A 22,261-nucleotide genomic window follows, 5' to 3' on the forward strand; every position below is an offset into this window, starting at 1 on the left:
CGCTTGGCGGCGGCTCAGCCCGTCGCCAACGTTGCGATCGCAGGTGTCAGTGAACGGCGAGTGAGTGAGGCGAAGATGGAAACCTTTCAGAGTCCGTTGAAGCAGCAGAACATCGGCTTTCGCCAGTCCGCGTCGGTGGCCGGACAGGCCCGAGTGGTGCGAGTGGCCTTCGTATTACTTGAGAATTTCTCCCTGACGACCCTGTCCACGGCGATGGACGCGCTGGTTACCGGCAACCTCATCAATGGCGAAACGCTGTACACCGTCTCGACCTGGTCGCTCAAGGGCGGACGTGTCGAAAGCGATATTGGCGTGCCGGTCGATTCGCAACGACTGGTCGCAGAGGGCTTCAACCATGACGCGCTGATTGTGATCGGCGGTCAGCGCGTCCGCTTGGCGCCGCAACCGCTGCTGCGCCGAGTGCTGAAGAAAACCGCTGGCAAGGGCATTGTTGCCGGGTGCTGGAATGCAGCGTTCTACCTGGCTGATGCGGGATTGCTCGGCGCTGAGGAATTCGCCTGTCACCGCGACAGCTGCGGTTTGCTCAGCGAGTACTTCCCACAGTTGAAAGCCTCCAGCCGTGAATTCATCGTCGCTCAGCGCCGAGCCACTTGTGCCAACGCTCATGCGGCACTGGATATGACCCTGGCGATCATGCAAGGACTGGGTTCGCACAACGATGTGGCGCTGCTCGATGAAATCAGACGGGTCCATCAGCCGGCACAGGGCAAACCTGCGGGAGCTGCCGACGGTGTTCGGCCTGCAGCGATTCCCAAGCCGCTGAACATCGCCATCGACCTGATGGAAAACAACATCGAGGAACCGATGGAAATCGATGCCATCGCCAGTCACGTCGGAGTGTCGCGCCGACAATTGGAACGCCGGTTCGCGCGCTATTTGAACGCTGCGCCCAATCGCTATTACCTGGAGTTGCGCCTGACCCGCGCACGGCAATTGATCGTGCAAAGTGATCGCTCGATGACAGACGTGGCACTGGCGACCGGATTTGTCAGTTATCCGCACTTCTACAAGCGCTTCAAGGATCTGTTCGGCTTACCGCCGATGACGTTCAGGGATTACCACTACGCTAGCGACTCTGCCAGCCACGGGCGCTATGCCTTAGCCGCCAGCTACTGAATCAGCCGCGCGAACTGACGGTTTGCGCCAGTCACGGTTTTACCAGTTTCCGATCAACGCCACTGCGTGCGTTCGCTTTGTGCCGCGTGCGTTTTGCAACTTCAACGATTAACGGTTCAACACTATGAAAGTCAGTTCATTACCCGCCGATGATGACAGTTGTGGCTGGTTTCATCTGAGCAAACCGCGTAGCCCCGAGCCTGCGCACCGTGGGCAGCGCTCGGCGCGGTGGGTGATCATCGGCGCCGGTTTCACCGGACTCGCCTGTGCGCGGCAACTGGCGTTGAATTTTCCCGATGACGAAGTAGTACTGGTCGAAGCACAGGAAGTTGGATTAGGGCCATCGGGGCGCAATGCCGGTTTTGCCATTGACCTGCCGCACGATATCGGCGCCGATGATTACATCGGTGACATTGCACTGGCGCGCACCAGTCTGAAACTCAATCTGGCCGGGCAGTCGATCCTGCGTGATCTGGTCGATCAGTACCGCATCGACTGTCAGATGAAGGCGTGCGGCAAATATCAGGCTGCCGTGGAGAATCGCGGTATCGCCGTGCTCGATGCCTATCGTCGCGGTCTGGAGAAACTCGATCAGCCGTTTCAAATGATCGACGCCGATGAGTTGCCTGAACATCTGGGCACGCATTTCTACCGCAAGGCATTGTTCACGCCGGGCGCGGTGTTGCTGCAGCCATCCGGGCTGGTCAAGGGCCTGGCCGACAATCTGCCTGCCAACGTCACGCTGTATGAGCGCACGCCGATTCTCGAAGTCGAGTACGGCGCCAGGACGGTTCTTAAACATGCCCACGGCAGCATCACGGCCGACAAACTGATTCTGGCGAACAATTCCTTCGGAATGCGTTTCGGTTTCCTCCAAGGGCGCATGTTGCCGATCTACACCTACGCCAGCATCACCCGGCCGCTGACCGAGGAAGAGCAGACGCGCTTGGGTGGCAAACCGTTCTGGGGCGCCATTCCCGCTGATCCGTTCGGCACCACGGTGCGCCGCACGCCGGACAACCGCTTGCTGATCCGCAACAGCTTCACCTTTAACCCCGATGGCCGCAGCAACCGCAAATACAACGAGCGTTTCGTGCGCCGGCACAAGGCGTCGTTCGACCAGCGTTTCCCGATGCTGCCCAACGTCACGTTCGACTACACCTGGGGCGGCGCGCTGGCGATGTCGCGCAATCACAACGGCTTTTTCGGTGAGCTGGCGCCCAACGTCTACGGCGCGCTGGGCTGCAACGGCCTCGGTGTCACTCGCGGCACTGTCACTGGAAAGTTGCTGGCCGACTGGCTGGCAGGCCAACGCGACGGGCTGATCGATTTCCTCCTGCAAACCCCCGGTCCCAACAGCAACCCGCCAGAACCGTTCCTATCGCTGGGGGTGAACATGAACCTCAAGTGGGGGCAGTACCGCGCCGGCAGAGAAAGCTGAATTACCTGAAGCCCGAAATCCTGAATATTGAACCCTGGAGAAAACGCGATGAACTTTGATGGAATCTTTACCCCGGCCATTACCCCGTTGTCCGCCGATGGCCAGATCGACTATGCGGCGTTCTCCGAAGTAATCGAATACCTGATCGAGTCCGGGGTGCACGGCATCGTGATCGGCGGTTCGACCGGCGAGTATTACGCGCACACCGCGGAGGAGCGGGTCGCCGTGGCCCAGCGCGCGAAAGAGGTGATTCGCGGGCGCTTGCCACTGGTGGTTGGCACTGGCGGCATTCGTACCGAAGATTCGGTGTACTTCGCCGAGAAGGCCAAGGCACTGCAAGCAGACGCGATTCTGGTCGGCTCGCCGCCGTATGCCTTGCCGACGCAGAAAGAGATTGCCGCCCATGTGCTCGCAGTGGACAAGGCCGCCGGTCTGCCGATCATGCTTTACAACTATCCGTCGCGGATGGGCGTAGCGATGGGCGATGAATTCTTCGCTGCCATTGCCGATTGCAAGAACATCGCCGCGATCAAGGAAAGTTCGGGCGAGACCGCACGGCTGCATCGTCTGGCTCACTCGCACCCGCAGATCCAGTTGTCCTGCGGCTGGGATGATCAGGCGCTGGAGTTCTTTGCCTGGGGCGCACGCAGCTGGGTCTGCGCTGGTTCCAACTTCATCCCGCGTGAACACATTGCGCTGTACGAAGCCTGCGTACTGGAAAAGAACTTCGACAAGGGCCGGCGGATCATGTCGGCGATGTTGCCGCTCATGGACGTCCTCGAGAGCGGCAAGTTCGTGCAGTCGATCAAGCATGGCAGCGAACTCAGCGGCCTGCGTGCCGGCGGTGTACGCGCACCTTTGCAAGCGCTGGAGCCCGCCGAGAGAGAGCAACTGAAAAACGTCATCGAAACCCTGCAGAAGAACGTCGCGCGCATTGTCGAGGAGGCTTGAAATGGCAGATCTGCTGAGTAAAGAGCAATACCGTGAACTGGCGGGGCAGCTGGAATTTCGCCATCAGGCTTTTATCAATGGGCGTTTTTGTCCGGCAAAGTCCGGCAAGACGTTCACCACGACCAATCCCGCCACCGAGCAGGTGCTGACCGAGATTGCCGCGTGTGATGCCGACGATATCGACCAGGCCGTTGCAGCAGCGAAAGCAGCGTTTGATGACGGCCGCTGGCAGTCACTCGCACCGTCGGCGCGCAAGTCGCTGTTGCTGCGCTTTGCCCAATTGCTGGAAGACAACGCTCATGAACTGGCGGTGCTGGAAAGCCTGGACAGTGGCAAGCCAATTCGTGAGTGCCAGACCATCGACGTGCCGGAAACCATCCATACCCTGCGCTGGCACGCCGAGCTGATCGACAAGATTTACGACGCCACGGCGCCGGTCGGTTCCGGCGCGGTGACCATGGTCGTGCGCGAGCCGATCGGCGTGGTCGGGCTGGTGTTGCCATGGAATTTCCCGCTGCTGATGCTCGCCTGGAAGATCGGCCCGTCACTGGCCGCAGGCTGTTCGATCGTGGTCAAACCGGCCAAGGAAACCACCCTGAGCACCTTGCGTGTCGCCGAACTGGCGCATCAGGCGGGTATTCCTGCCGGTGTGTTCAACGTCGTGCCCGGCGGCGGCAAGGAGGCGGGCGAGCCGCTGGGGCGTCATCCCGATGTGGCAATGGTCAGCTTCACCGGCTCGACCGACACCGGCCGGCTGTTCCTCAAATACTCCAGCGAATCCAACCTGAAACACATCGTGCTCGAGTGCGGCGGCAAGAATCCGGCGGTGGTCATGAACGATGTCGAAGACATCGATGTGGTCGCGCAGCATGTGGTCAATGGCGCGTTCTGGAACATGGGCGAGAACTGCTCAGCCTCATCGCGCCTGATCGTCCACGCCGACATCAAGGACGAACTCTTGCAGCGCGTTCAGGCGCAGCTCGGCGACTGGAAAATGGGTGACCCGCTGGACCCGGAGAACCGTTTGGGCTCGATGATCAGCAAGGCGCATTTCGACAAGGTGCGTTTGTATCTCGATATCGCCCGCGACGAGCATCTCAGCTTTTTGGTGGGCGGCCAGACTCGCCACGATATCTTCGTCGAGCCGACCATCGTCGATGGCGTAAACCCCGACAGTCGCCTGTTCCAAGAGGAGATCTTCGGCCCGGTGCTGAGCGTCACCACCTTTCACACGGTCGATGAAGCCATCGCTCTGGCCAACGACACTGCCTATGGACTGGCCGCTTCGGCGTACACCGGCAACCTGCGCAATGCGCTGAAACTGTCACGCGGCATTCGCGCGGGGATCGTCACGGTCAACTGCTTCGGCGAGGGCGATGCCTCGACGCCATTCGGCGGTTACAAGGAGTCGGGATTCGGCGGGCGCGACAAGTCGATTTGGGCGCACGACCAATACACTGAACTGAAAACCATCTGGATCGACGCGTCGTAATTGGCGTCTGGACCTACACAAGGGCCAGCCAGCGAAAGCTACGCAGGCCCTTGTGCGTATGCGCCCCTAAGTATGCGAAATCAACAAGTCACTGATGATGCAGATCGAGCCATCCTCAGGCGGCGTGGCGTCGGTGTAGTCGATCTGGTTGTAGACCCCGCCGTGGAAATTGAACACCTGCGAATTCCAGGTTGAGTCGAGCTGCAAATCACCTGATGTTCCGACAACGCCGTTGTAGTCGACGGTGACGCGGGCCACGCCGGCAGAGTTGGCGCGAATGGTCACCTTGAATTTCGCGCCCAGCGGTACGCCCTTGAGCACCGTGGTGTTGACCGGGGTGGGCTGGTTGAAACTCTGGCGGAAGCCCATGGTGATGTTGCCTTTCTGCCAGAACACCTTGATGGCGGGGCTGTCGTCGTTTTTCACATGCATCTGCGAAATAACGACTTTCTGCGCCGAGTTGACCTTGGTCACGGCCATTTCTTGATAGTTGAGGTGGTCAGCGGCACTGGCCAGCGACCAGTAGAACGATTCCTTCCATTCACAGCGGGTGCGGTGCGTGCTCTTGCTTGAGGCGCCTTTGGTTGGCGCGGACAGCTGCAGCGATCCGTCCGGCAGCACGGTGACGATGCTGGGAAATTGCGCAATGGCTTCGGCGCCGTTGAGCTCCAGTGCGACCGGATTGGTCGCCGAGACGGGTACCGGGGTGGAGAGGGTGAGATTGCTGATGTTTACGGCCATGGTTTGTACTCCTGACGATAAAAATCATTAGCGACCCAAGCCTTCGGTGGATTGGCACATCTGTCTGCGCGGACTTTCACCATCTCTTGGGCACAACACCATGGCGGCGCAAGCGGCCGCCGCGAAAACACACAGGGCAAAGGTCACGCCCGTTGCCTCCAGCACTGCGCCGAAAACCGGCGTGCCAGCGGTCTGACCGAGCGCCAGAAGCAGAAACGGAATGCCCAGTCCCAGGTCCGGGCGGTCCGGCAACAAACGAATGCCTTGCAGCAGATAAACGCCTGAAGAAACGATGTAGGCCGCGCCAAACAGGCACATCGCGGCGAGGCCCGATCCGGCTGAAACTGATGCGCCAGTGAGGCCCAACGTCCCGAGGGCGATCCCGGCAAGCGCCAGATGCTGCATGCGTGCGACACCGAAGCGGCCGGTGAGCACACCGGTCATGCAGCCGCTGATTCCCGCAGCGCCCAATACGATCCACGCCCACGCAATGCCCTGATCGGAGAAACCAGCCTCACTGCGCAAAATATCGGCGCCGAATGTCCAGATCGCCGTGCTCGCCAGGCCCATCAGGAAAGCACTGGCGCACAAAGGCAGTACGCCGGGTCGACGCAGCATTGCCAGCGAGAAGCTCTGCGCGACGTCACGCTCGACCCGGCGCGGTACCGCAAACCAGAGCCAGATCGTGACGCCGATGCCGGTCAAGGCAAACAGGGCATACAGCTGGCGCCATTGCCCGGCCGCCAATATCGCCGCAAAACCGGAAAAAACGATTCCCGCCGCTGTCCCGGCATTGATAAAACCATTGGCCCGCGGGCGATCCGCATCATCAAGACGCGCTGCCACCGCGCTGGCCAATGGCGGCGAAGTCAGACCCGTGCTCAATCCCGCCAGCGCCACACCACAGCCCAACGTCAGCCCCGACGAGGCCACAACCACCAGGCCCATCCCCAGCGTGGCCGCTGCACCGGCCATCACCGTCAACCCGCGCGGACTGATTTTGCCATTGCAGACAAACGTCGCAACGATGCCCACACAGTAAGCGGCGAACGCACTGCCACCAATCCATCCCGCAGCGGTCACGCTGAGCGTCAGATCCTGACGAATCTGCGGCAGCAGCAATCCGTAAGCGAAGCGCGCGAGGCCATAGGACAACGCCGTCAGCGCGAACGCTGCCGTGACAAGATTGAGGCTGCGCCGGTCAAGGCTCACGGTGAAATCGGATCGCTGGCAGGACAGGTTGTCTCGACCGCATGCTCCGGCCTGGAACAGATGCGATCGGAGTTGGAGGGATCATTAGCCATGAGTGTCCTCGAGGATGTCTGTTGCTGGAGTGGTTATCGATTCTGATAACGGACTTGCACTTGGGTTTGATGATTTTCCAACACAGCCGATGGATGGTAGAGCAAAGGGCGAGGGCAGCCGCTCGGTTGGCTTGGCGCACGTCAACCTTTGCGAGCAGGATCGAGGGTTTTTTGCGGGTATCGAGGGGCGGCGGATGGCGCTTGGAGGGAGGCGAGATCGTGCAGAACGGCACGCCGGAAGAATTGCGCGTGGGTCAGGGAGTTTTCCGCACGCGGTGGCGGATGTAAGCGAGGGTACAAAACCGTTGAACACAGCACTACTGCGGCGAGCGGGTCCAGACCCTGACGTAATCGATGCGAAACACCGACGGCAGGTCAGCATCGTCGACCACCCCGAACCAGTCCCACATCGCTTCGCTGTCGAAAACGATTTGCATGGGGAAGTGCCAGTAGGTGTTCTTCGCCTCCCGGACCAATACGCCGTCGACGTACCAGCGCAAGGTCTCGGGTTGCCAGTCGAAACCGTAGACATGAAAGGTACTGGCCAGCCGCCAAGGGGCATTCCACGTGCTGCCGGAACTCAGGTGTTGATCATTCTGCGGTCTGGCCCAGACATGGGCGTTCATGTTGTACCGGCGGTCGAACGCTTCGTTGGGGGTTTTGCCGCCGATTTCGAAGATGTCGATTTCCGTGGCGTTTTCCGGCAGCCCGGTCCACGCCAGCCAGAACGCACTGGAGCCGGCAGAGTTCATCGGCTTCGCCCGGGCTTCGTAATAGCCGTACATCCCCCGTTCATGGGTACGCACCATCGCCGAACTGTAGTCCTTGTAGCCCAAGGCGACGTATTTCTCGGGGAGGGTCTGTTTGCGGAAGGTGATGTTCAGATTGCCGTTGCCGACCTTGGCGTTCTCCGGCAAAAACAGCGCCGGTTTGCGCCCGAGGGAATCGGTACCGGTGGCGTTGTTGACGTGCCAGCGTTCGGCATCGAGGGCGCTGCCGTTGAATTCGTCTGACAGCCGCGTATCGCGTGTCCAACCGCCGGCATTGGCCTGGTCCGATAACGGCAGATCGGGCGTAACGTGCGTCGGCGTCGGTCCTAGCGGACCGACGCGGGTCCAGGCATCGGCCTGCTGCGGAATGGCGACCGCCCACTTTTGCGCCAGATACTCGAACACATTGCGGCGTTCGTCCTGGCTGTTGAATGGGCGGTCATAAACCAACACCTCGGCGATGTCGCCTCGCAGAATCTCCGAGGTGCCCACCACATTGCGCGCCACCGCGAACGGGCCGATCGGCACGTCACTGGTTTCCAGCAAGGCCAGGGCTGGCTCGTAGGCGCTGGTCTGCTGCACACTGATGCCGAAATTCGGTGCGACGTTGTCGTTGTCCGCCAGTTGCGGCCGCGAGCTGAACAGGCGCTGCCAGGCCTTGCCGCCGGCCTGCTCGGGCAAGCGCCGCGAGACGACGAACACCGTCACCGGGCCTTTGCTCGTGCGAATCGCCTGGCCCATGAATGCCGCCGTGCCGCTGAAGCGCACCACGCCGTGGCCGTTGAGGGCGTTGTCGACGCGCGTAGGCAATGTCGTCGCCGCGCGATTGTCGACGGTGACGTCATTGCCCTTGCCGGATTTATCCAGCCAGCGCACGACCTGGTTTTGCCCCTCCAGAGTCATCGAGGCGGGATCATTGCCGTCCAGCCACAGCACCAGTCCGTCAGCCACCGGTTGGGGAATATTGGCGCGGGCGCCAGCGCTCAGCAGCAGCAAGACAAACAGCAAGCATCGTGATCTGTTCATGAGTCGTCCCTAACATGGATGTGCGCCGGTTCAGCTACCCACCGCCAGCAGCGGCGCCGGTTGCGGGCGGTAGCCCCACGGGTTGCTGGTCTGCCAGCGCCAGCTGTCGATGAGCATTTGCGTCAGCTCGCGTTGCGCCCGCCAGCCCAGCTCGCGCCCGGCCTTGCTCGCGTCGGCGCGGCACTCGGCGATATCTCCGGCGCGGCGTGGGGCGAAGCGGTAGGGAATGCGCAGGCCGGTGACGTCTTCGAAGGCGCTGATGATCTGCAATACGCTGTAGCCGGTGCCGCTGCCGAGATTCCATACGTGCAGGCCATGCTCGTCGCCCTGCAAAACCTGTAGCGCCTTGAGATGACCTTCAGCCAGGTCCAGCACATGGATGTAATCGCGAATACAGGTGCCGTCGACGGTCGGATAGTCGTTGCCATACACGGTCAACGCAGTGCGCTGGCCGCTGGCAACCTCGGTCAGGCACGGCAGCAGATTGTTCGGTCGACCGCTGGGTGCTTCGCCGATCAGCCCGCTCTGGTGCGCGCCGATCGGGTTGAAGTATCGCAGCACAGCGATGTTCCAGCGTGAATCGGCGAGGGCAAGGTCGCTGAGCAATTCTTCGATCATCAACTTCGAGCGCCCGTAGGGATTAACCGGTTTGCCGGTGCCGTGCTCTTCCACGATGGGCATGCGGGCCGGCTCGCCGTACACCGTCGCCGAGGAACTGAACACCAGATTGAACACGTGGGCGCGGGCCATCGCCTGACACAGGTTCAGTGTGCCGAACACATTGTTGGCGTAGTAATCCATCGGCCGGCGCACGCTCTGCGCAACGGCTTTGAGGCCGGCGAAATGCAGCACGGCGTCGATCGCGTAGGTGCTGAAAATCTCGTCCAGCAGTGCGGCGTCGCGGATATCGCCCTCGATGAAATCGACGTGCGAATGACTCAACAGCTCCAGCCGTGCGACTGCTTCGCGGCTGCTGTTGCACAGATTGTCGAGGATCAGCACCGAGTGTCCGGCTTCGATCAGTTGCAATGCCGTGTGCGAACCGAGGTAGCCGGCACCGCCCGTGATCAACGTGGTTTTGCGCATGACGACGTGCTCCATTGCGAGGAAATCCGGCTCAGCGGGCGGTGAACACCAACTTGAATTCTTGCGGCCAGCGCGGGTGCAGCAGGCTGTAGGCCAAGGCATAGGTCAGCGTGCCGATGGCAATGTCGCCGGCCAAGTGCGCGTAGCCGGACAGGCCGGTTTGCCGCGACGCCCACATCACCACGACGACCATCAGCAGCGAGGCGAACAGGCTGCGGTAACTGGACTGAAAGAAGCAGCGCCAGTCATAACCGATGGCGGCGTGCAGGCCGCGTACCTGCAGCGGCGTGATCAGCAGCATGCGCAGCAGCAATGCCAGCGCCGCCGCCATGCCGCCGTAGGTCGCTCCGAGCAGATACACCAGCGCCAGCGCGAGCAAGGTGGTGGCGACTTCCGCCTTGAGGGTCAAGTGCGTGCGATTGACCGCCACCAGCGCAGTGGTCGCATACAGCGCCAGATTGCCCAGCGCTGCCGTGCAGGCGAGCACTTGCAGCAAGGGAACCGCGTCGGCCCATTTCGCGCCGAAGATCAGCAGGATGATGTCTTTGGCGGTCAGGGCGATGCCGAAGAACAGCGGTGTCAGTACGAAACCGCTGATCGCCGTGGAATCGCCGATCACCCCGATCAGCCGCGCCGGTTCGGCACTGCGCCGGGCGAACACCGGCAGGGCGTAACTCATCAAGCCGTTGTAGATCGCCGAGCGCGGCAGGTCGATGATGCGCATGGCCAGATTGAACATGCCCACCGCGTGCGCCCCGGCAGTCAGGCCGAGAATCAGATTGACGCCGCGTTGCAGGGTTTGCGAACTCATGACATTGACGCAGACCGGCAGACCGGCGCGCAGCAGTTCGCTCAGCACCTGGCGGTCGATCAGCAAGGGAATGCGCCGACGTTCGCTGCGCATCAGTACCAGTGTGGAAACGCCGTCCATGATCAGCGCTTGGGCAACCACCGCCCACGGGCCGAAACCCAGCAGCGCAACAGCCACGCCGCCAACCCCGCCAGCCACTTTGCCGAGCAAGGTGCGCGAGGCCAGCAGCTTGAAATTGCCGCTGCGGCGCATCTGTGCCACATACACCCGCGCCATCAGGGTGAAAAGGATTTTCACCGAGGCCACAGCGGTCATCCAGCGCAGCGCGGTGGACGGCGTATAGAGCACCATCGCCAGCGAAATCAACGCGATCGATAGCAGGCTGACCAGCACCGCAAACCAGAACACGCTGCTGATGTGTTTGTCTTCCATCCGCTGCAGGCGCACCAGCGGGTCTTCTAGCATCGACGAGAACAGAATGCCGACCATTTCGACCACGGCGATGATCAGCGTGCCGATGCCCAGCTCCGTCGGCGTCAGCAAATGCGCGTAGACGACAAAGGTAATCATCGACAGGAAAATCAGGCCGAACTTCTCGGTGAAAATCCATGCGAGGGTCATCAGGCGACGGTTGGCCATGGCGCGATCCCTGAAATTCAGCGGCTGTTGCCCAGACTTTTCAAGCAGGCGTAGAGGTAGCGCAGGGTCGGTTTGCCCCGGGAGAACAACAGCGTCTGCCACGAATGCCCGAGCATCTGTCGGAACACCTCGATGACCCGGCGATGATCGCCGCGCCGGGAAAAGGCATTGAGAAATTCCGCGTGATTGGCGAGAACGAAATAGATCCGCTGCTGCTGGTTCAGCCGGGTGCCGTAACGCGCCAGGTACAGCTGGATGAAGCGCAGCTTGTGCGGGTAATACTTGTGCGGTTGCGCGGTGATGTTGGCGGCATTGACGGCGCGCCAGTGGAGGATCTGCGGCACGCTGTGGATCTCGCTGATTTCCGCGATGCGCGTCCACAACAGGCGATCTTCAGCGAAGCGCAGGCTTTGATCGAAGCCGCCAATGGCGACGATGATCTCGCGCAGGGCGAGTACGCCGGAGGTGCCGTTGATGATGTTCTCGCGCATGAAGTCGGCAAAGTGCTCGCCGTGTTTACAGCGATCCTCCAATTGGCGTTTGCCATCACTGAATTCGCTCATCTGAAAGCAATCGATCAAACCGACGTTGCGTCCCTGTCGGGTCAATTCCGCGTGCAGTGCCAGTTGTTTTTGCAGTTTTTCCGGATGCCAGCGGTCGTCGGCATCAAGGAAAGCGATAAAGGTTTCTTCGGCGCTGAACACGCCGCGATTGCGTGCACTGGCCGGGCCTTGGTTGGGCTGCTGCAACAGCACGATGGGCAAGGGCGCGGCGTACTGCCTGACGATCTCTGGCCCGGCATCGCTGGAACCGTCATCGACGACAATGACTTTGTCCGGCAGGCGGGTCTGAGCGCTCACCGAGTCCAGTGTGCGTTGAATGCTGGCGGCGGCGTTGTACAGCGGAATCACCACGCACACGGTGACTGCCGAGGGATCATTCAGCATGGGCGTTGCTCCCGAAAAGTGCCGCGCATTGGCCGAGCATTCGCCGCTGGCAGCGGCTGCGGACGGGCGACGAGGTGATGGCGGAAGGTCAGGCTGAGCACGCAGAAAATCAGGAACTCACCCGAGCGGTAGTTGGGAATCACATAGGCGACGTAATTGGTAACGACGAACAGGCCGATGATCACCAGCGCACAGGCCTGATAGCGCGCCGACTGATCCGCCGTGATTGCCCGATAGCGCTTGCTCAGGGTCTGGGCAAACATCAGCAGCAGGGCGATCAACTGGATCAAACCGCCGTTGAGCAGGGTTTCAACGTAGCCGCTGTGCGCATTGCCGATATAGCCCCAGCGCGTGATAAACGCATCGGCATCGGCACTGGCCCAGAACGCGCCGAAGCCATAGCCCTTGAGAAATTGCGCATCGATCAGCGGCTGCAACAGCTCCCAGATCAACGTGCGGTCAGTGAGTGACGGGTCGCGGCCGACCAGTTCCAGCAGCATGGCGTAATTGGCGTAAAGCACCCCACACAAGAGGAAGAACACCAGCGTGGCGGCGGTGAAGGCCAGCAGTGAGCGGTTGATGCGCAGCCGGATCAGCGTGATGAAGTAGGCGTAACTGGCGGTGCCGGCGACGATCAGCGCAATCGCCGTGGCTGACTGCGCCAGACCGATGGCGATCAGCGCGAACAGCCCATACAGCATGGCCAGCGGGTTGCGCTGGCGGATCATCGGCAGCAGCAACAGGATCGCAATCGCGTTCAGGCGTGCGCCAGCGTTCTTTTCCGCGAACACCCCGCGAAAGGCCCCGTCACGGATGCCGCCGGAAATAAAGGCGATGTCCGGGCGAATCACGGCGAAGATCAAGCCGACTAGCGCCGCTGCACCGATCACGCAGCCGAACAGAAAAGCGATCCGCTCGATGCTGTAGCGCCAAGCGATAAAACCGGCAAAAAACACCACGCTGAGCAGCGCAACGAAACGCTTGAAACTGAGCATCGGCTCGCTCGACCAACTGATCGACGCCGCCACGCAGCCGAGAAACAACAGCAAAAACAGGTTCTGCCGGTAGAAACTCTTGCTGAGGAACACTTTGTGGCGAATGAAGAAGAACAGCGGCACCAGCAACGTCAGCAAGCCGCAGACCTGATTGGCCAGATTGCCTTCCAGATCCTGCTGGGCATCGTCCAGCGTGCTCACATTCCCCAGGCGCAGAAAGAAGCCGATCACTTGCGTATAGAACAGCACGCCAAACAAGGTGAAGGCGTCGGCCAGTGTCGAATAACGCACTTGCAGGCGGTTCATCTCAGCGCCTCCCGAGTAACGCCTTGAGGTAGGTCTGCACCGCGCGGCCGCTGACGAAGCGCGCGGCGGCATCAATCCGCCGCTGGCGATGCAGGGCTCGCGGCGTGGCCAATTGTTGGCTGATCGCGACGGCGAGCGAGGCGGGGTCGTCGACCTCGACCAAGGGCGCGACGGCGCCATCGGCGAGAATTTCCTGCGGGCCATACGGGCAGCGTGTCGCCACTACCGGCGTGCCGGTCGACAGGGCTTCGACCAGGGCGTTGGGGCTGCCTTCGAAGCGTGACGACAAGACGAAGCAATCGGCCCGAGCGATTTCGGCGATGGGGTCGCTGGCGTAACCCGGCAGATCACAACGCTCCGCGACGCCGAGCGCTGTCGCTCGGGCCAGCAGTTCGCCGCGCAAGGCGCCTTCGCCGAAGATGATCAGCCGCGCATCGCGTTGCGGCAGACGGGAGAAGGCGTCGATCAGAGTGTCGAAGCCCTTTTGCTGCGCCAGTCGACCCACGGCGACGATCACCGGGGTGGTTTTGTCCTTCAACCAGGTATGGCTGGGCGCGGCGGCGGGTTTGTCACGAAAATCGTTGTCGAGCACCGGGTTGTCAGCGGTGGTCACATCGCGAGGGCGGGCGATGGTGGTGTCGACCAGATCCTCGGCGACGCCTTGTGACACGCAGATCACCGGGTTGGGAATCAGCCGGTACAGCCACGGCGCCAGCCAGTAGGCAAGCTTGACCGACAGCGCCGGGTTGACGTGTTTGTCCCGCGAAAAGGCATTGCGCTCGCTGACATGCAGCCGCGCCAGCGTCCCGGACAGCGCGGCGGCGGCAATCGCCACGACGTTGACGTGGGTGAGGGCGGCCAGTTGCGCGTCGTACTGATTGCTGCGTAAAAACCTTGTCAGTGCCGGCACAGCCGCCGCGCTGCGCGGACTGTCGAGCAGCACTTGCCTGACCCGCGGATCGAGCGCCGGCTGATTGATGCCGGCACCGGTGAGCATCAGCAGCGTGACTTCATTGCCGGCCTCAACCAAGGCGCCGGCGAGGCGCACCATCATTTTCTCCGCGCCGCCGGCGCCGAGGTCCTGGAGGATGATCAGCAGCTTTTTCATCGGTTCCACACCTGGTAATAAGCCTGCGCGGCGTACTGGCTGGTATAGGGCAGGATCGCGTCGCTGACTGAATGTCGGGGCGGCGGCTCGGGTTCGCGGCTGGCCAGACTGTCGAGCAGCGCCTCGGCCAGGGCTGGCACATCGTTGACCTTGACCAAACGCCCGAGGCGTCCATCGTCGAGCAACTCGCGCGGACCGCTGCCGCAATCGGTGGAGATCACCGGCGTACCCAGCGCCAGCGCCTCGACCAGTACCGTCGGCAAACCTTCGTGCAATGAGCTGAGCACCAACAACTGCGCATGGCGGATCAGCGGATAGGGATTGCGCAGATGCCCGGTGAAATGCACCAGACGTTCGATGCCCAGCCGTTGTGTCTGCGCTTCAAGCGCTGCGCGTAACGGCCCGTCGCCGGCAATTACCAGATAGGGCAGCGGGCGTTGTTGCGCCGCCAGCGCGTAGGCGTCGAGCAGCAGCGCGAAGCCCTTGGTTTCCACTAGCCGGCCGACACCCAGCCAATAATAATGGGGCACGCCACCGGGCAACGGCGCCTGAGCCGCACGCAACAGTTGCTCGCTGATCACCGCGTTCGGGCAATAACGGATGCGCGGCTGGCCCCACGGCATCAACCCGGCAAGCGACTGGCGCAGACCGTGGGACACCGCGACTACCTTGCCGCTGCCGCACAGGTACAGCGCGTACAACAGGCGCAGGCTGGCGCGCCCGGTGTTCTGCTCGGCGCAATCCAGCGCGGCGTGGCGGGTGTAGATGACTTTGCAGGCACTGCCCAGGGTGGCGAACCAGGTGCAGAGGTTGGCCTGCTCCTTGGCGCCAATCAGATGCGTCACGCCCTCACGGCGGATCAGCCGGCGCAGCAGCACGATCGATTTCAGCCAGCCCGCGAGCCCACTGCCGCCACCGGCCATGCTCGGCGCGCCGTCGACGTTGGGCGAGTCGCCGTTCATGACGAAAAAACTCACCCGCCGGCCGTCCGCCAGAAACTGCTCGGCGAGGCGTTGCTGCACGCACTCGACGCCGCCGCCAGTCTGGTAATCCTTGAGCGTGAACAGAATATGCATCGGCACAATCCTCATGGGGCAGTGACATTGATTGCCACTTGCTGGCGCAGAATCAGTTCGGTCAGGCGCAGGGCATTGCTCGGGTAGTCGAGCAGGTAGCGCTTGATCGTGTGCGGCTCGCGGTACATGCGGTAGAAGGCGCGCAGGTGCAGGCGGTTGATGGCGTCGGGGTAGTAACGCTCGCCGGCATCGGCTTCCTGACGAATGAAACCGCCGCAGGTGAACGCCACGCCGCTGAAACCGCCGCGCAGCGCTTCGAGGACAAAGCGCTCCTGCAGACCGGCACCGAGCCCGACCAGCAGCAGGTTGGCCCGCCGTCGACGGATATCAGCCTGAAGCGCGGCGCCTTGCTCGGCATCGAAGAAACCGTTGTGCGCGCCGACCAGTTGCAGGCGCGGGTACTGCGTGCCGAGCTTTTCCACGAAACGATCAAGCTCCGCCTGCCGCGCACCGACCACGTAGACGCGTTTGCCGCGCTGCTCGGATTGACGCAACACAGGATCGGCAATCGAGGTGAAATCGAAACTGACCCGCTGCACCGCGCGCCCGGTGATGCGCGACATGAACCCGGACATCAGCATGCCGTCGCAAAAATACGCCAGCGACGACGGCGGCTGGCGGATGAAACTGCCGATCGAGGCGAAGTTGAGAAAGGAGAAGGCCCGGTTGGATTCCAGCAGGGCCGGCGAATAACGGTCGAGCAATTCCAGGCGGATCATGACGCGAGATCCTGTGCTTCAGCGGCGCAGGTTGGCCGGCCGACGCTGATGTAGGTGAAACCGCGTGCGCTGAGGCGTTGCGGATCGAACAAATTGCGGCCATCGAAGATCAGCGGATTTTTAAGCTGGCGGGCGAGCAGTTCGAAGTCCGGCGCGCGAAACGCTTGCCACTCGGTGACGATCACCAGCGCGTCGGCATTTTTCAGCGCCGCCTCTTTGGTGCCGGCCAGCGTCAGGTCATCGCGCGGGCCGTAAAGCTGCTGCGCCTGTTCCATGGCTTTCGGGTCGAACGCCTGCACGCTGGCGCCGGCTCGCCACAACGCTTCCATCAACACGCGGCTGGGGGCCTCGCGCATGTCGTCGGTATTGGGCTTGAAGCTCAGGCCCCACAGCGCGAAGGTTTTGCCTTCCAGCGCGCCGTTGAAGTGCTCGGTGATCTTGTGGAACAGCGTGCTTTTCTGCTCGTTGTTGCGCGACTCCACCGCCCGAAGCAGGCGTGCATCGACATCGACGCCGTGGGCAGCATGGATCAGTGCACGCACATCCTTGGGGAAACACGAACCGCCATAACCGATGCCGGGGTAGATGAACTGGTAGCCGATGCGCGGATCCGAGCCGATGCCATGGCGAACCATTTCGATGTCGGCGCCAAGCTTTTCGGCAAGCCCGGCCATCTCGTTCATGAAACTGATCTTCGTCGCTAGCATGCAGTTGGCGGCGTACTTGGTCAGCTCGGCGCTGCGCACATCCATGACGATGATTTTTTCGCGGTTGCGATTGAACGGTTCGTAGAGCTCGCGCATCAGCGCTTCGGCGCGCGGGCTGTCGGTGCCGATGATGATCCGGTCGGGGCGCATGCAGTCGTCGACCGCGCAACCTTCCTTGAGAAATTCCGGGTTGGAAACCACATCGAAGGTCAGTGCACCACGCCCGCTTTCGCCGAGGATGGCGCTGATGCATTCGCGCACCCGGTCCGCCGTGCCCACCGGCACCGTGGATTTGTCGACGATGATCTGCTCGCCGCGCAGGTGTTCGCCGATGGTACGGGCGACGCTGAGGACATGTTTGAGATCCGCCGAGCCGTCCTCGTCCGGCGGCGTGCCGACCGCGATCAGCAACACATCGCCGTGCTTTACCGCAGCGGCCAGATCACTGCCGAATTGCAGACGGCCGCTGTGATGATTGTCCCGCACCAGGCTTTTCAGACCCGGCTCGTAGATGGGCAGAGTGCCGTCGTTCAAGGCCTGCACCTTGGCCGCGTCGACATCCACACACAGCACGTTGTGGCCGACCTCGGCCAGCGCGGCGCCCTGGACCAGTCCGACATAACCGATACCGAATACACTCACATTCATGGGAAAACCTCATGCGTGGCGGGGTGGGCCAGAGCGCTGGCCGCTGTCAGTAGATGTTTTTCGAGAACAGGGTGAAGGGCGTCTTCAGGAGGATCTTGATGTCCAGCCACAGCGACCATTGATTGATGTAATTGAGGTCTTGAGCGACCCGGCGCTGCATCTTTTCCACGGTCTCGGTTTCGCCGCGGTGCCCGGTGATCTGCGCCAGACCGGTGATGCCAGGCTTGAGCCGATGCCGTGCCATGTAGGCGCGCACCTTGCCGGTGTAATAGATGTTGTGGGTGACCGCGTGCGGACGCGGCCCGACCAGCGCCATGTGGCCGAACAGCACGTTGAACAGTTGCGGCAGCTCATCGATGGAGCTGCGCCGCAGAAAGCGTCCCAGCGGTGTGACGCGGTCGTCGTCGCGGGTGGCCTGACGCACTTGCTGATCGTTGTGCACGCGCATCGAACGAAACTTCCACACGCGGATCACTTCGCCGTCGCAGCCATGGCGGTTCTGCTTGAACAGCACCGGCCCCGGCGAGCTCAGCTTGACCGCGATGGCGACGCCGAGCAGCAGCGGGCTGAGCAGAATCAGCGCCACCGCAGCGACGCTGCGTTCAAACAGGTCCTTGCAGAACAGGCTGCCGGGGTGCGAGGTGAGCAGGCTTTCGTTGAGATAGATCGCCGGCATCCGCTCGATCTCGGAGATCGAATGATTGAGCAAGACCATGCTGCCCAGATCCGGAATCCACACCACGTCGACGTTCATGTCGAGCAGATTGATGTACAACGCTTCGATCGTCGCCGCCTCGGCCATCGGCAGCACGATGTACACCCGCCGCGCCTGCAAGCGCGTGATGATTTCGCGGATGTCCTCGACTTCACCGAGCAGCGGCAGAATGCTCGGCGCCGGGCCGCTGTCGGCTTTCGCCGCGACAAACCCGAGCAGTAACGCGCGATCCGGGTCGAGGAGTTTGCGCGCCAGTTCATGGGCGGTCGGGCAGGTGCCGATGATTACCGCGCGGCGCTCGTTGCAAATCATTTTGGTGTACATGCGCACGAACAGATGCAGCGGCAGAAACGTCGCCGCCTGGGCGAGAAACCCGACCACCGCCCAGACAATCACCACCTGCCGGGAGAACAACGCGCTGGTCTGGGTGACGAAGGCGATGCTCATCAGCAGTCCGAGCAGAATCAGCCAGCCGGCCAGCAAACGGCCGAGCCCGACCAGCAGGCCATGACGTTTGTGGTAGACCTGAACGAGGCTGTAGACCGGCATCGAGCCGAGCACCGTGAGGATGATCAGTAGCCGGTATTCACTGGGCAAGGCGCCGATGCGCCAGTGGACCAGAACAATCAGCAACAGATTGACCAGGGTCATTGCGCACAACCATTGCCCCCAGAAGGTGAGGCCGCGACGGTGTGCCATTTGCGCGGAATATTGCGAGGTCATCGGCGCGATCTCCGATTCATCGAACAGGGAAGGACAGGCTGCGGCCGGGCGGCACGGCCCGAAGGATCAGCGCGGGGCGAAGTCGTAGTCGTAGAAGGAACGGGAATGGCCATGGCCGTACTTGCGCGCCTTGCGCAGATCGACCTGATTGAGCACCACGCCGAACACCGGCGCCTGGCTCTGCTGCAACACGGCAATGCTCTTGCGCACCTGGCCGACCGGCGTGCTCTGCGCCTTGACCACGTAGATCACCGCATCGGAATGCTGCGCCAGCAACAGCGCGTCACTGACGATTTCCGCTGGCGGCGAATCGATGATGATGTGCCGGTAGCGCGACTTGAGAATCTGCAACAGCCGACCGAGGCGCGGTGAACTGAGCAAGTCCTGCGCGGGGGCCACGGCGTTGCTCGAACTGCTCGAGGCTTTCAAGCGTGGTGCCTCGAACGGGTCCAGCGCTGCGGGCGTCAGGCAGCCGGCCGGGAGCATGTCCAGATTACCGACACTGCGAATGCAGTCTTCCAGCCGTGCGCTGCCGGCCATGAGGTTGGCGAGGCCGGGGCTCTGCGGCGGGAAATCGAAGTTCAGCGACAGTGTCGGCTGACGCATGTCGGCATCGATCAGCAGCACCCGTTCCAGTGGCGCGAGTGACGAGGCAAGGTTGTTGGCGATGGTACTTTTGCCTTCGCCGGACACCGAGGAAGTGACGAGCACCACCTGCGCCGGGCGTTCGTTGTTCTGCAGCATCAGCCAGGTGCGCAGATTACGGATGGTTTCACAGAAGCGCGGGTGGTCGTTGTCTTCGAACAGCCGCGCCAACTGTCGCCGGCTCTTCTTCATCACCAGCGGCACGACGCTGAGCAACGGCACATTGAGCAGACTCTCGACGGTGTCGTCGGTCTTGAAGGTGTTGCTCAGCGTATCGAAGAGGAAGGCGAGGGCGACGCCAACCACCGCAGCGACCAGCGCAACAATCGCGAGAATCAGGTTCTTGCGCGGTTTGCTCGCTTCCAGCGGTGCGATCGCCGGGTCGACGATGCGCGCCTTGGCCGAATCCATGTCCGAAGTGGCGGCGGTTTCCTTGAGGCGGGTGACGAAGGTTTCATACAGCGCGCGGGTGCTGTCGACTTCACGCTGGAATTCGCGCAGCTGGAATTCCTTGCGCGAAATGTCCTGAATCTGCGCTTTGTTGCTGTTGAAGGATTTGCGCAGGGCGTCTTCGCTGGCCACTGCCAATTGGTATTGACGCTCGATGCCGGCGACCACTTGCTGCACTTGCAGGCGCAGACTGTTGGCGGCGGTGCGCTGTTCGGAACGGGCGGATATCAGCGCCGGGTGTTTCGGCCCGTAGCGGCCCGACAACTCTTCGACTTTGGCCTGAGCCTTGGCCAGGTCGGCCTGGAACTGCTGAATCAGCGGATTGCTCAGCACTGCCGGCACGCTGGACAAACGGCTGATGTCGCCGTTGCTCAAGGCTTGCGCCTGACGGAACTGGCTCTCCGCTTCGGCACGGTCGCGGCGCGCGTCGATCATGCGATTGCCGGTCATTTGCAGCTCGTTGGCACTGATGGTGGCGACGCCGTCGACATCGACCAGACCCTGTTCCTCGCGATAGGCCTGCAACTTGTTTTCGGCCACGCGCAGGTTGTCACGCAGTTCGACCAGGCGGGTGTTCATCCAGCTGGTGTTGTTTTGCGAAGACTTCAGGCTGGTGTCCTGCTGGCTGTCGATGAAGCCTTGGGCGAGGGCGTTGGCCACCGCCGCAGCGAGTGCCGGGTCGGGCAGTTCGACGTCGATCTCCAGCAATTGACTCTTGCCGACAAACTTGACGCTGGTGTGCAGCATCAGGTTTTGCGTGACGTCATTGAACACTTGCTCTTCGGTCGCTGGCGGCTTCGGCGGCGGCAGCAGATCCAGCCATGGCAGCCATTGGTCGCGATTTAGCTCCGCCAGCCATTGGCGCGGGGTGAACCAACTCTGCGCCTGCTGGCGTGGATCGGTGACCGGGTGGGTGGTGAGGCCCAGTTTGCGTACGGCGCGCTCGGCCAGCTCCCGCGATTGCAGCAGCGCTTGCTGGGTCTGCAAGTAATCGGTGGTGGTCGCGCCACCGGCTTCGGCGGCTTGCTGAAAACTCATCACGGGCGGCGTCTTGTCCTTGATCAGCAACGTCGCACTGCCGACGTATTGCGGCGTGATGAACGACAGCGCCACCACGGCCAGCGCGCAACTGAGCAGCACAAGCCAGGCGATGTTCCACTTCGCCGACCAGATCACCCGCCACAGATGCAGCAGATCAAGGGTGTCCGACTCGTCGGCGGCTTGCGTTGGCAAGTGGCCCTGGAGCGGACGTTCGAGGTAGGTGCTTGGGCTGTTGTCCATGATCAGAAAAAGCCTTGTGCAATGGAAATGGTGTCGCCGGGGGCGATGACAGTGGTGCGCGAGACGTTTTCAGTGACCGGCGGGCCGCCACTGCCGCGCAGGATCGTCACGCGTTTCATCGAGGCGCGTTCGGTCAGGCCGCCACCCAGGGCGATGGCTTTCTCCAGGGTCAGGCCGGGCTGAAACGGATAGCTGCCGGGCTTTTGCACCTCGCCGTTGATGTAGAACGGGCGGTACTCGATCTGGCTGAGGCTGACTTTCGGATCGACCAGATAGCCTTGCTTGAGGCCATCGACAATTTTCTGTTCGACCTGATTGGGCGTCAGGCCCTTGGCGACGATTTCGCCGAGAAACGGGTAGGAGAACGTGCCGGCATCATTGAGGCGAATCTTCTTGAAGCTCAGTTCCGGCTCGCCGAACACGATGATGCGCAAGACATCGCCAGCGGCCAGGCGGTAATGGGTGTCGGTGTCCGCCGCCTCGACCGTGGGCACTGTCCAGAGCAGCAACAACAGTAAAATCAGGCGCGTGTGCATGGCCCAA

Annotated in this window: 18 protein-coding genes; 4 read left to right on the plus strand and 14 right to left on the minus strand. The window is 62.0% G+C overall.

Annotation, left to right across the window (positions count from 1 at the left end; translation table 11 throughout):
• Window positions 1-75 precede the first annotated feature (75 nt).
• The 4 genes from AB4N41_RS20840 to AB4N41_RS20855 all read left to right on the plus strand — a co-directional run bounded on the left by AB4N41_RS20840 (window position 76) and on the right by AB4N41_RS20855 (window position 5,021).
• Window positions 76-1,137: a GlxA family transcriptional regulator gene (locus tag AB4N41_RS20840; RefSeq protein ID WP_252878085.1), complete on the plus strand. Its 1,062-nt coding sequence runs from the start codon at window positions 76-78 to the stop codon at window positions 1,135-1,137.
• Between the two features lie 124 nt (window positions 1,138-1,261).
• Window positions 1,262-2,578 (plus strand): NAD(P)/FAD-dependent oxidoreductase, encoded by a 1,317-nt coding sequence (locus AB4N41_RS20845; RefSeq protein WP_252878086.1) that lies wholly within the window; start codon window positions 1,262-1,264, stop codon window positions 2,576-2,578.
• A 48-nt stretch (window positions 2,579-2,626) separates the two neighbouring features.
• Entirely contained in the window at window positions 2,627-3,529 is a 903-nt protein-coding gene (locus AB4N41_RS20850) for a dihydrodipicolinate synthase family protein (protein WP_252878087.1), read from the plus strand.
• Between the two features lies 1 nt (window position 3,530).
• On the plus strand, window positions 3,531-5,021 hold the full coding sequence (locus AB4N41_RS20855) for an aldehyde dehydrogenase (protein ID WP_252878088.1): 1,491 nt from the start codon (window positions 3,531-3,533) through the stop codon (window positions 5,019-5,021).
• Window positions 5,022-5,087: 66 nt separating this feature from the next.
• Here the strand turns inward: AB4N41_RS20855 and AB4N41_RS20860 are convergent, their stop codons facing one another.
• The 14 genes from AB4N41_RS20860 to AB4N41_RS20925 all read right to left on the minus strand — a co-directional run bounded on the left by AB4N41_RS20860 (window position 5,088) and on the right by AB4N41_RS20925 (window position 22,254).
• Window positions 5,088-5,762 (minus strand): polysaccharide lyase family 7 protein, encoded by a 675-nt coding sequence (locus AB4N41_RS20860; protein WP_252878089.1) that lies wholly within the window; start codon window positions 5,760-5,762, stop codon window positions 5,088-5,090.
• Window positions 5,763-5,789: 27 nt separating this feature from the next.
• Window positions 5,790-6,974 carry an MFS transporter gene (locus AB4N41_RS20865; RefSeq protein ID WP_252878090.1) on the minus strand — a complete coding sequence of 395 codons (1,185 nt, stop codon included), beginning with the start codon at window positions 6,972-6,974 and terminating at the stop codon, window positions 5,790-5,792.
• A gap of 409 nt (window positions 6,975-7,383) precedes the next feature.
• Complete coding sequence (locus AB4N41_RS20870; protein ID WP_252878091.1) at window positions 7,384-8,862, minus strand: family 16 glycosylhydrolase; 1,479 nt, start codon at window positions 8,860-8,862, stop codon at window positions 7,384-7,386.
• Window positions 8,863-8,892: 30 nt separating this feature from the next.
• Complete coding sequence (galE, locus tag AB4N41_RS20875; protein WP_252878092.1) at window positions 8,893-9,948, minus strand: UDP-glucose 4-epimerase GalE; 1,056 nt, start codon at window positions 9,946-9,948, stop codon at window positions 8,893-8,895.
• Window positions 9,949-9,979: 31 nt separating this feature from the next.
• Complete coding sequence (locus AB4N41_RS20880; RefSeq protein WP_252878093.1) at window positions 9,980-11,398, minus strand: oligosaccharide flippase family protein; 1,419 nt, start codon at window positions 11,396-11,398, stop codon at window positions 9,980-9,982.
• Window positions 11,399-11,415: 17 nt separating this feature from the next.
• On the minus strand, window positions 11,416-12,345 hold the full coding sequence (locus tag AB4N41_RS20885; RefSeq protein ID WP_150635433.1) for a glycosyltransferase family 2 protein: 930 nt from the start codon (window positions 12,343-12,345) through the stop codon (window positions 11,416-11,418).
• Window positions 12,339-13,646, minus strand: coding sequence for an O-antigen ligase family protein (locus tag AB4N41_RS20890; protein WP_095179847.1), 1,308 nt, complete (start codon window positions 13,644-13,646; stop codon window positions 12,339-12,341). Before AB4N41_RS20890 ends, AB4N41_RS20885 begins: the two co-directional genes overlap by 7 nt.
• 1 nt (window position 13,647) lies before the next feature.
• Window positions 13,648-14,754, minus strand: coding sequence for a glycosyltransferase (locus AB4N41_RS20895; RefSeq protein ID WP_252878094.1), 1,107 nt, complete (start codon window positions 14,752-14,754; stop codon window positions 13,648-13,650).
• Window positions 14,751-15,830: a glycosyltransferase gene (locus AB4N41_RS20900; RefSeq protein WP_252878095.1), complete on the minus strand. Its 1,080-nt coding sequence runs from the start codon at window positions 15,828-15,830 to the stop codon at window positions 14,751-14,753. The genes AB4N41_RS20895 and AB4N41_RS20900 overlap by 4 nt, the downstream gene beginning before the upstream one ends.
• 11 nt (window positions 15,831-15,841) lie before the next feature.
• Entirely contained in the window at window positions 15,842-16,549 is a 708-nt protein-coding gene (locus AB4N41_RS20905) for a WecB/TagA/CpsF family glycosyltransferase (RefSeq protein WP_252878096.1), read from the minus strand.
• Window positions 16,546-17,904, minus strand: a complete 1,359-nt coding sequence (locus AB4N41_RS20910) for a UDP-glucose dehydrogenase family protein (protein WP_252878097.1) — start codon at window positions 17,902-17,904, stop codon at window positions 16,546-16,548. The genes AB4N41_RS20905 and AB4N41_RS20910 overlap by 4 nt, the downstream gene beginning before the upstream one ends.
• A 46-nt stretch (window positions 17,905-17,950) precedes the next feature.
• Window positions 17,951-19,342, minus strand: a complete 1,392-nt coding sequence (locus AB4N41_RS20915) for an undecaprenyl-phosphate glucose phosphotransferase (protein ID WP_252878098.1) — start codon at window positions 19,340-19,342, stop codon at window positions 17,951-17,953.
• A 66-nt stretch (window positions 19,343-19,408) separates the two neighbouring features.
• A complete protein-coding gene (locus AB4N41_RS20920) occupies window positions 19,409-21,718 on the minus strand; it encodes a GumC family protein (protein ID WP_252878099.1) in 2,310 nt (769 codons plus the stop codon).
• Between the two features lie 2 nt (window positions 21,719-21,720).
• A complete protein-coding gene (locus AB4N41_RS20925) occupies window positions 21,721-22,254 on the minus strand; it encodes a polysaccharide biosynthesis/export family protein (protein WP_236168959.1) in 534 nt (177 codons plus the stop codon).
• Window positions 22,255-22,261: the final 7 nt, after the last annotated feature.

The organism is Pseudomonas sp. S2_A10 (assembly GCF_054668465.1).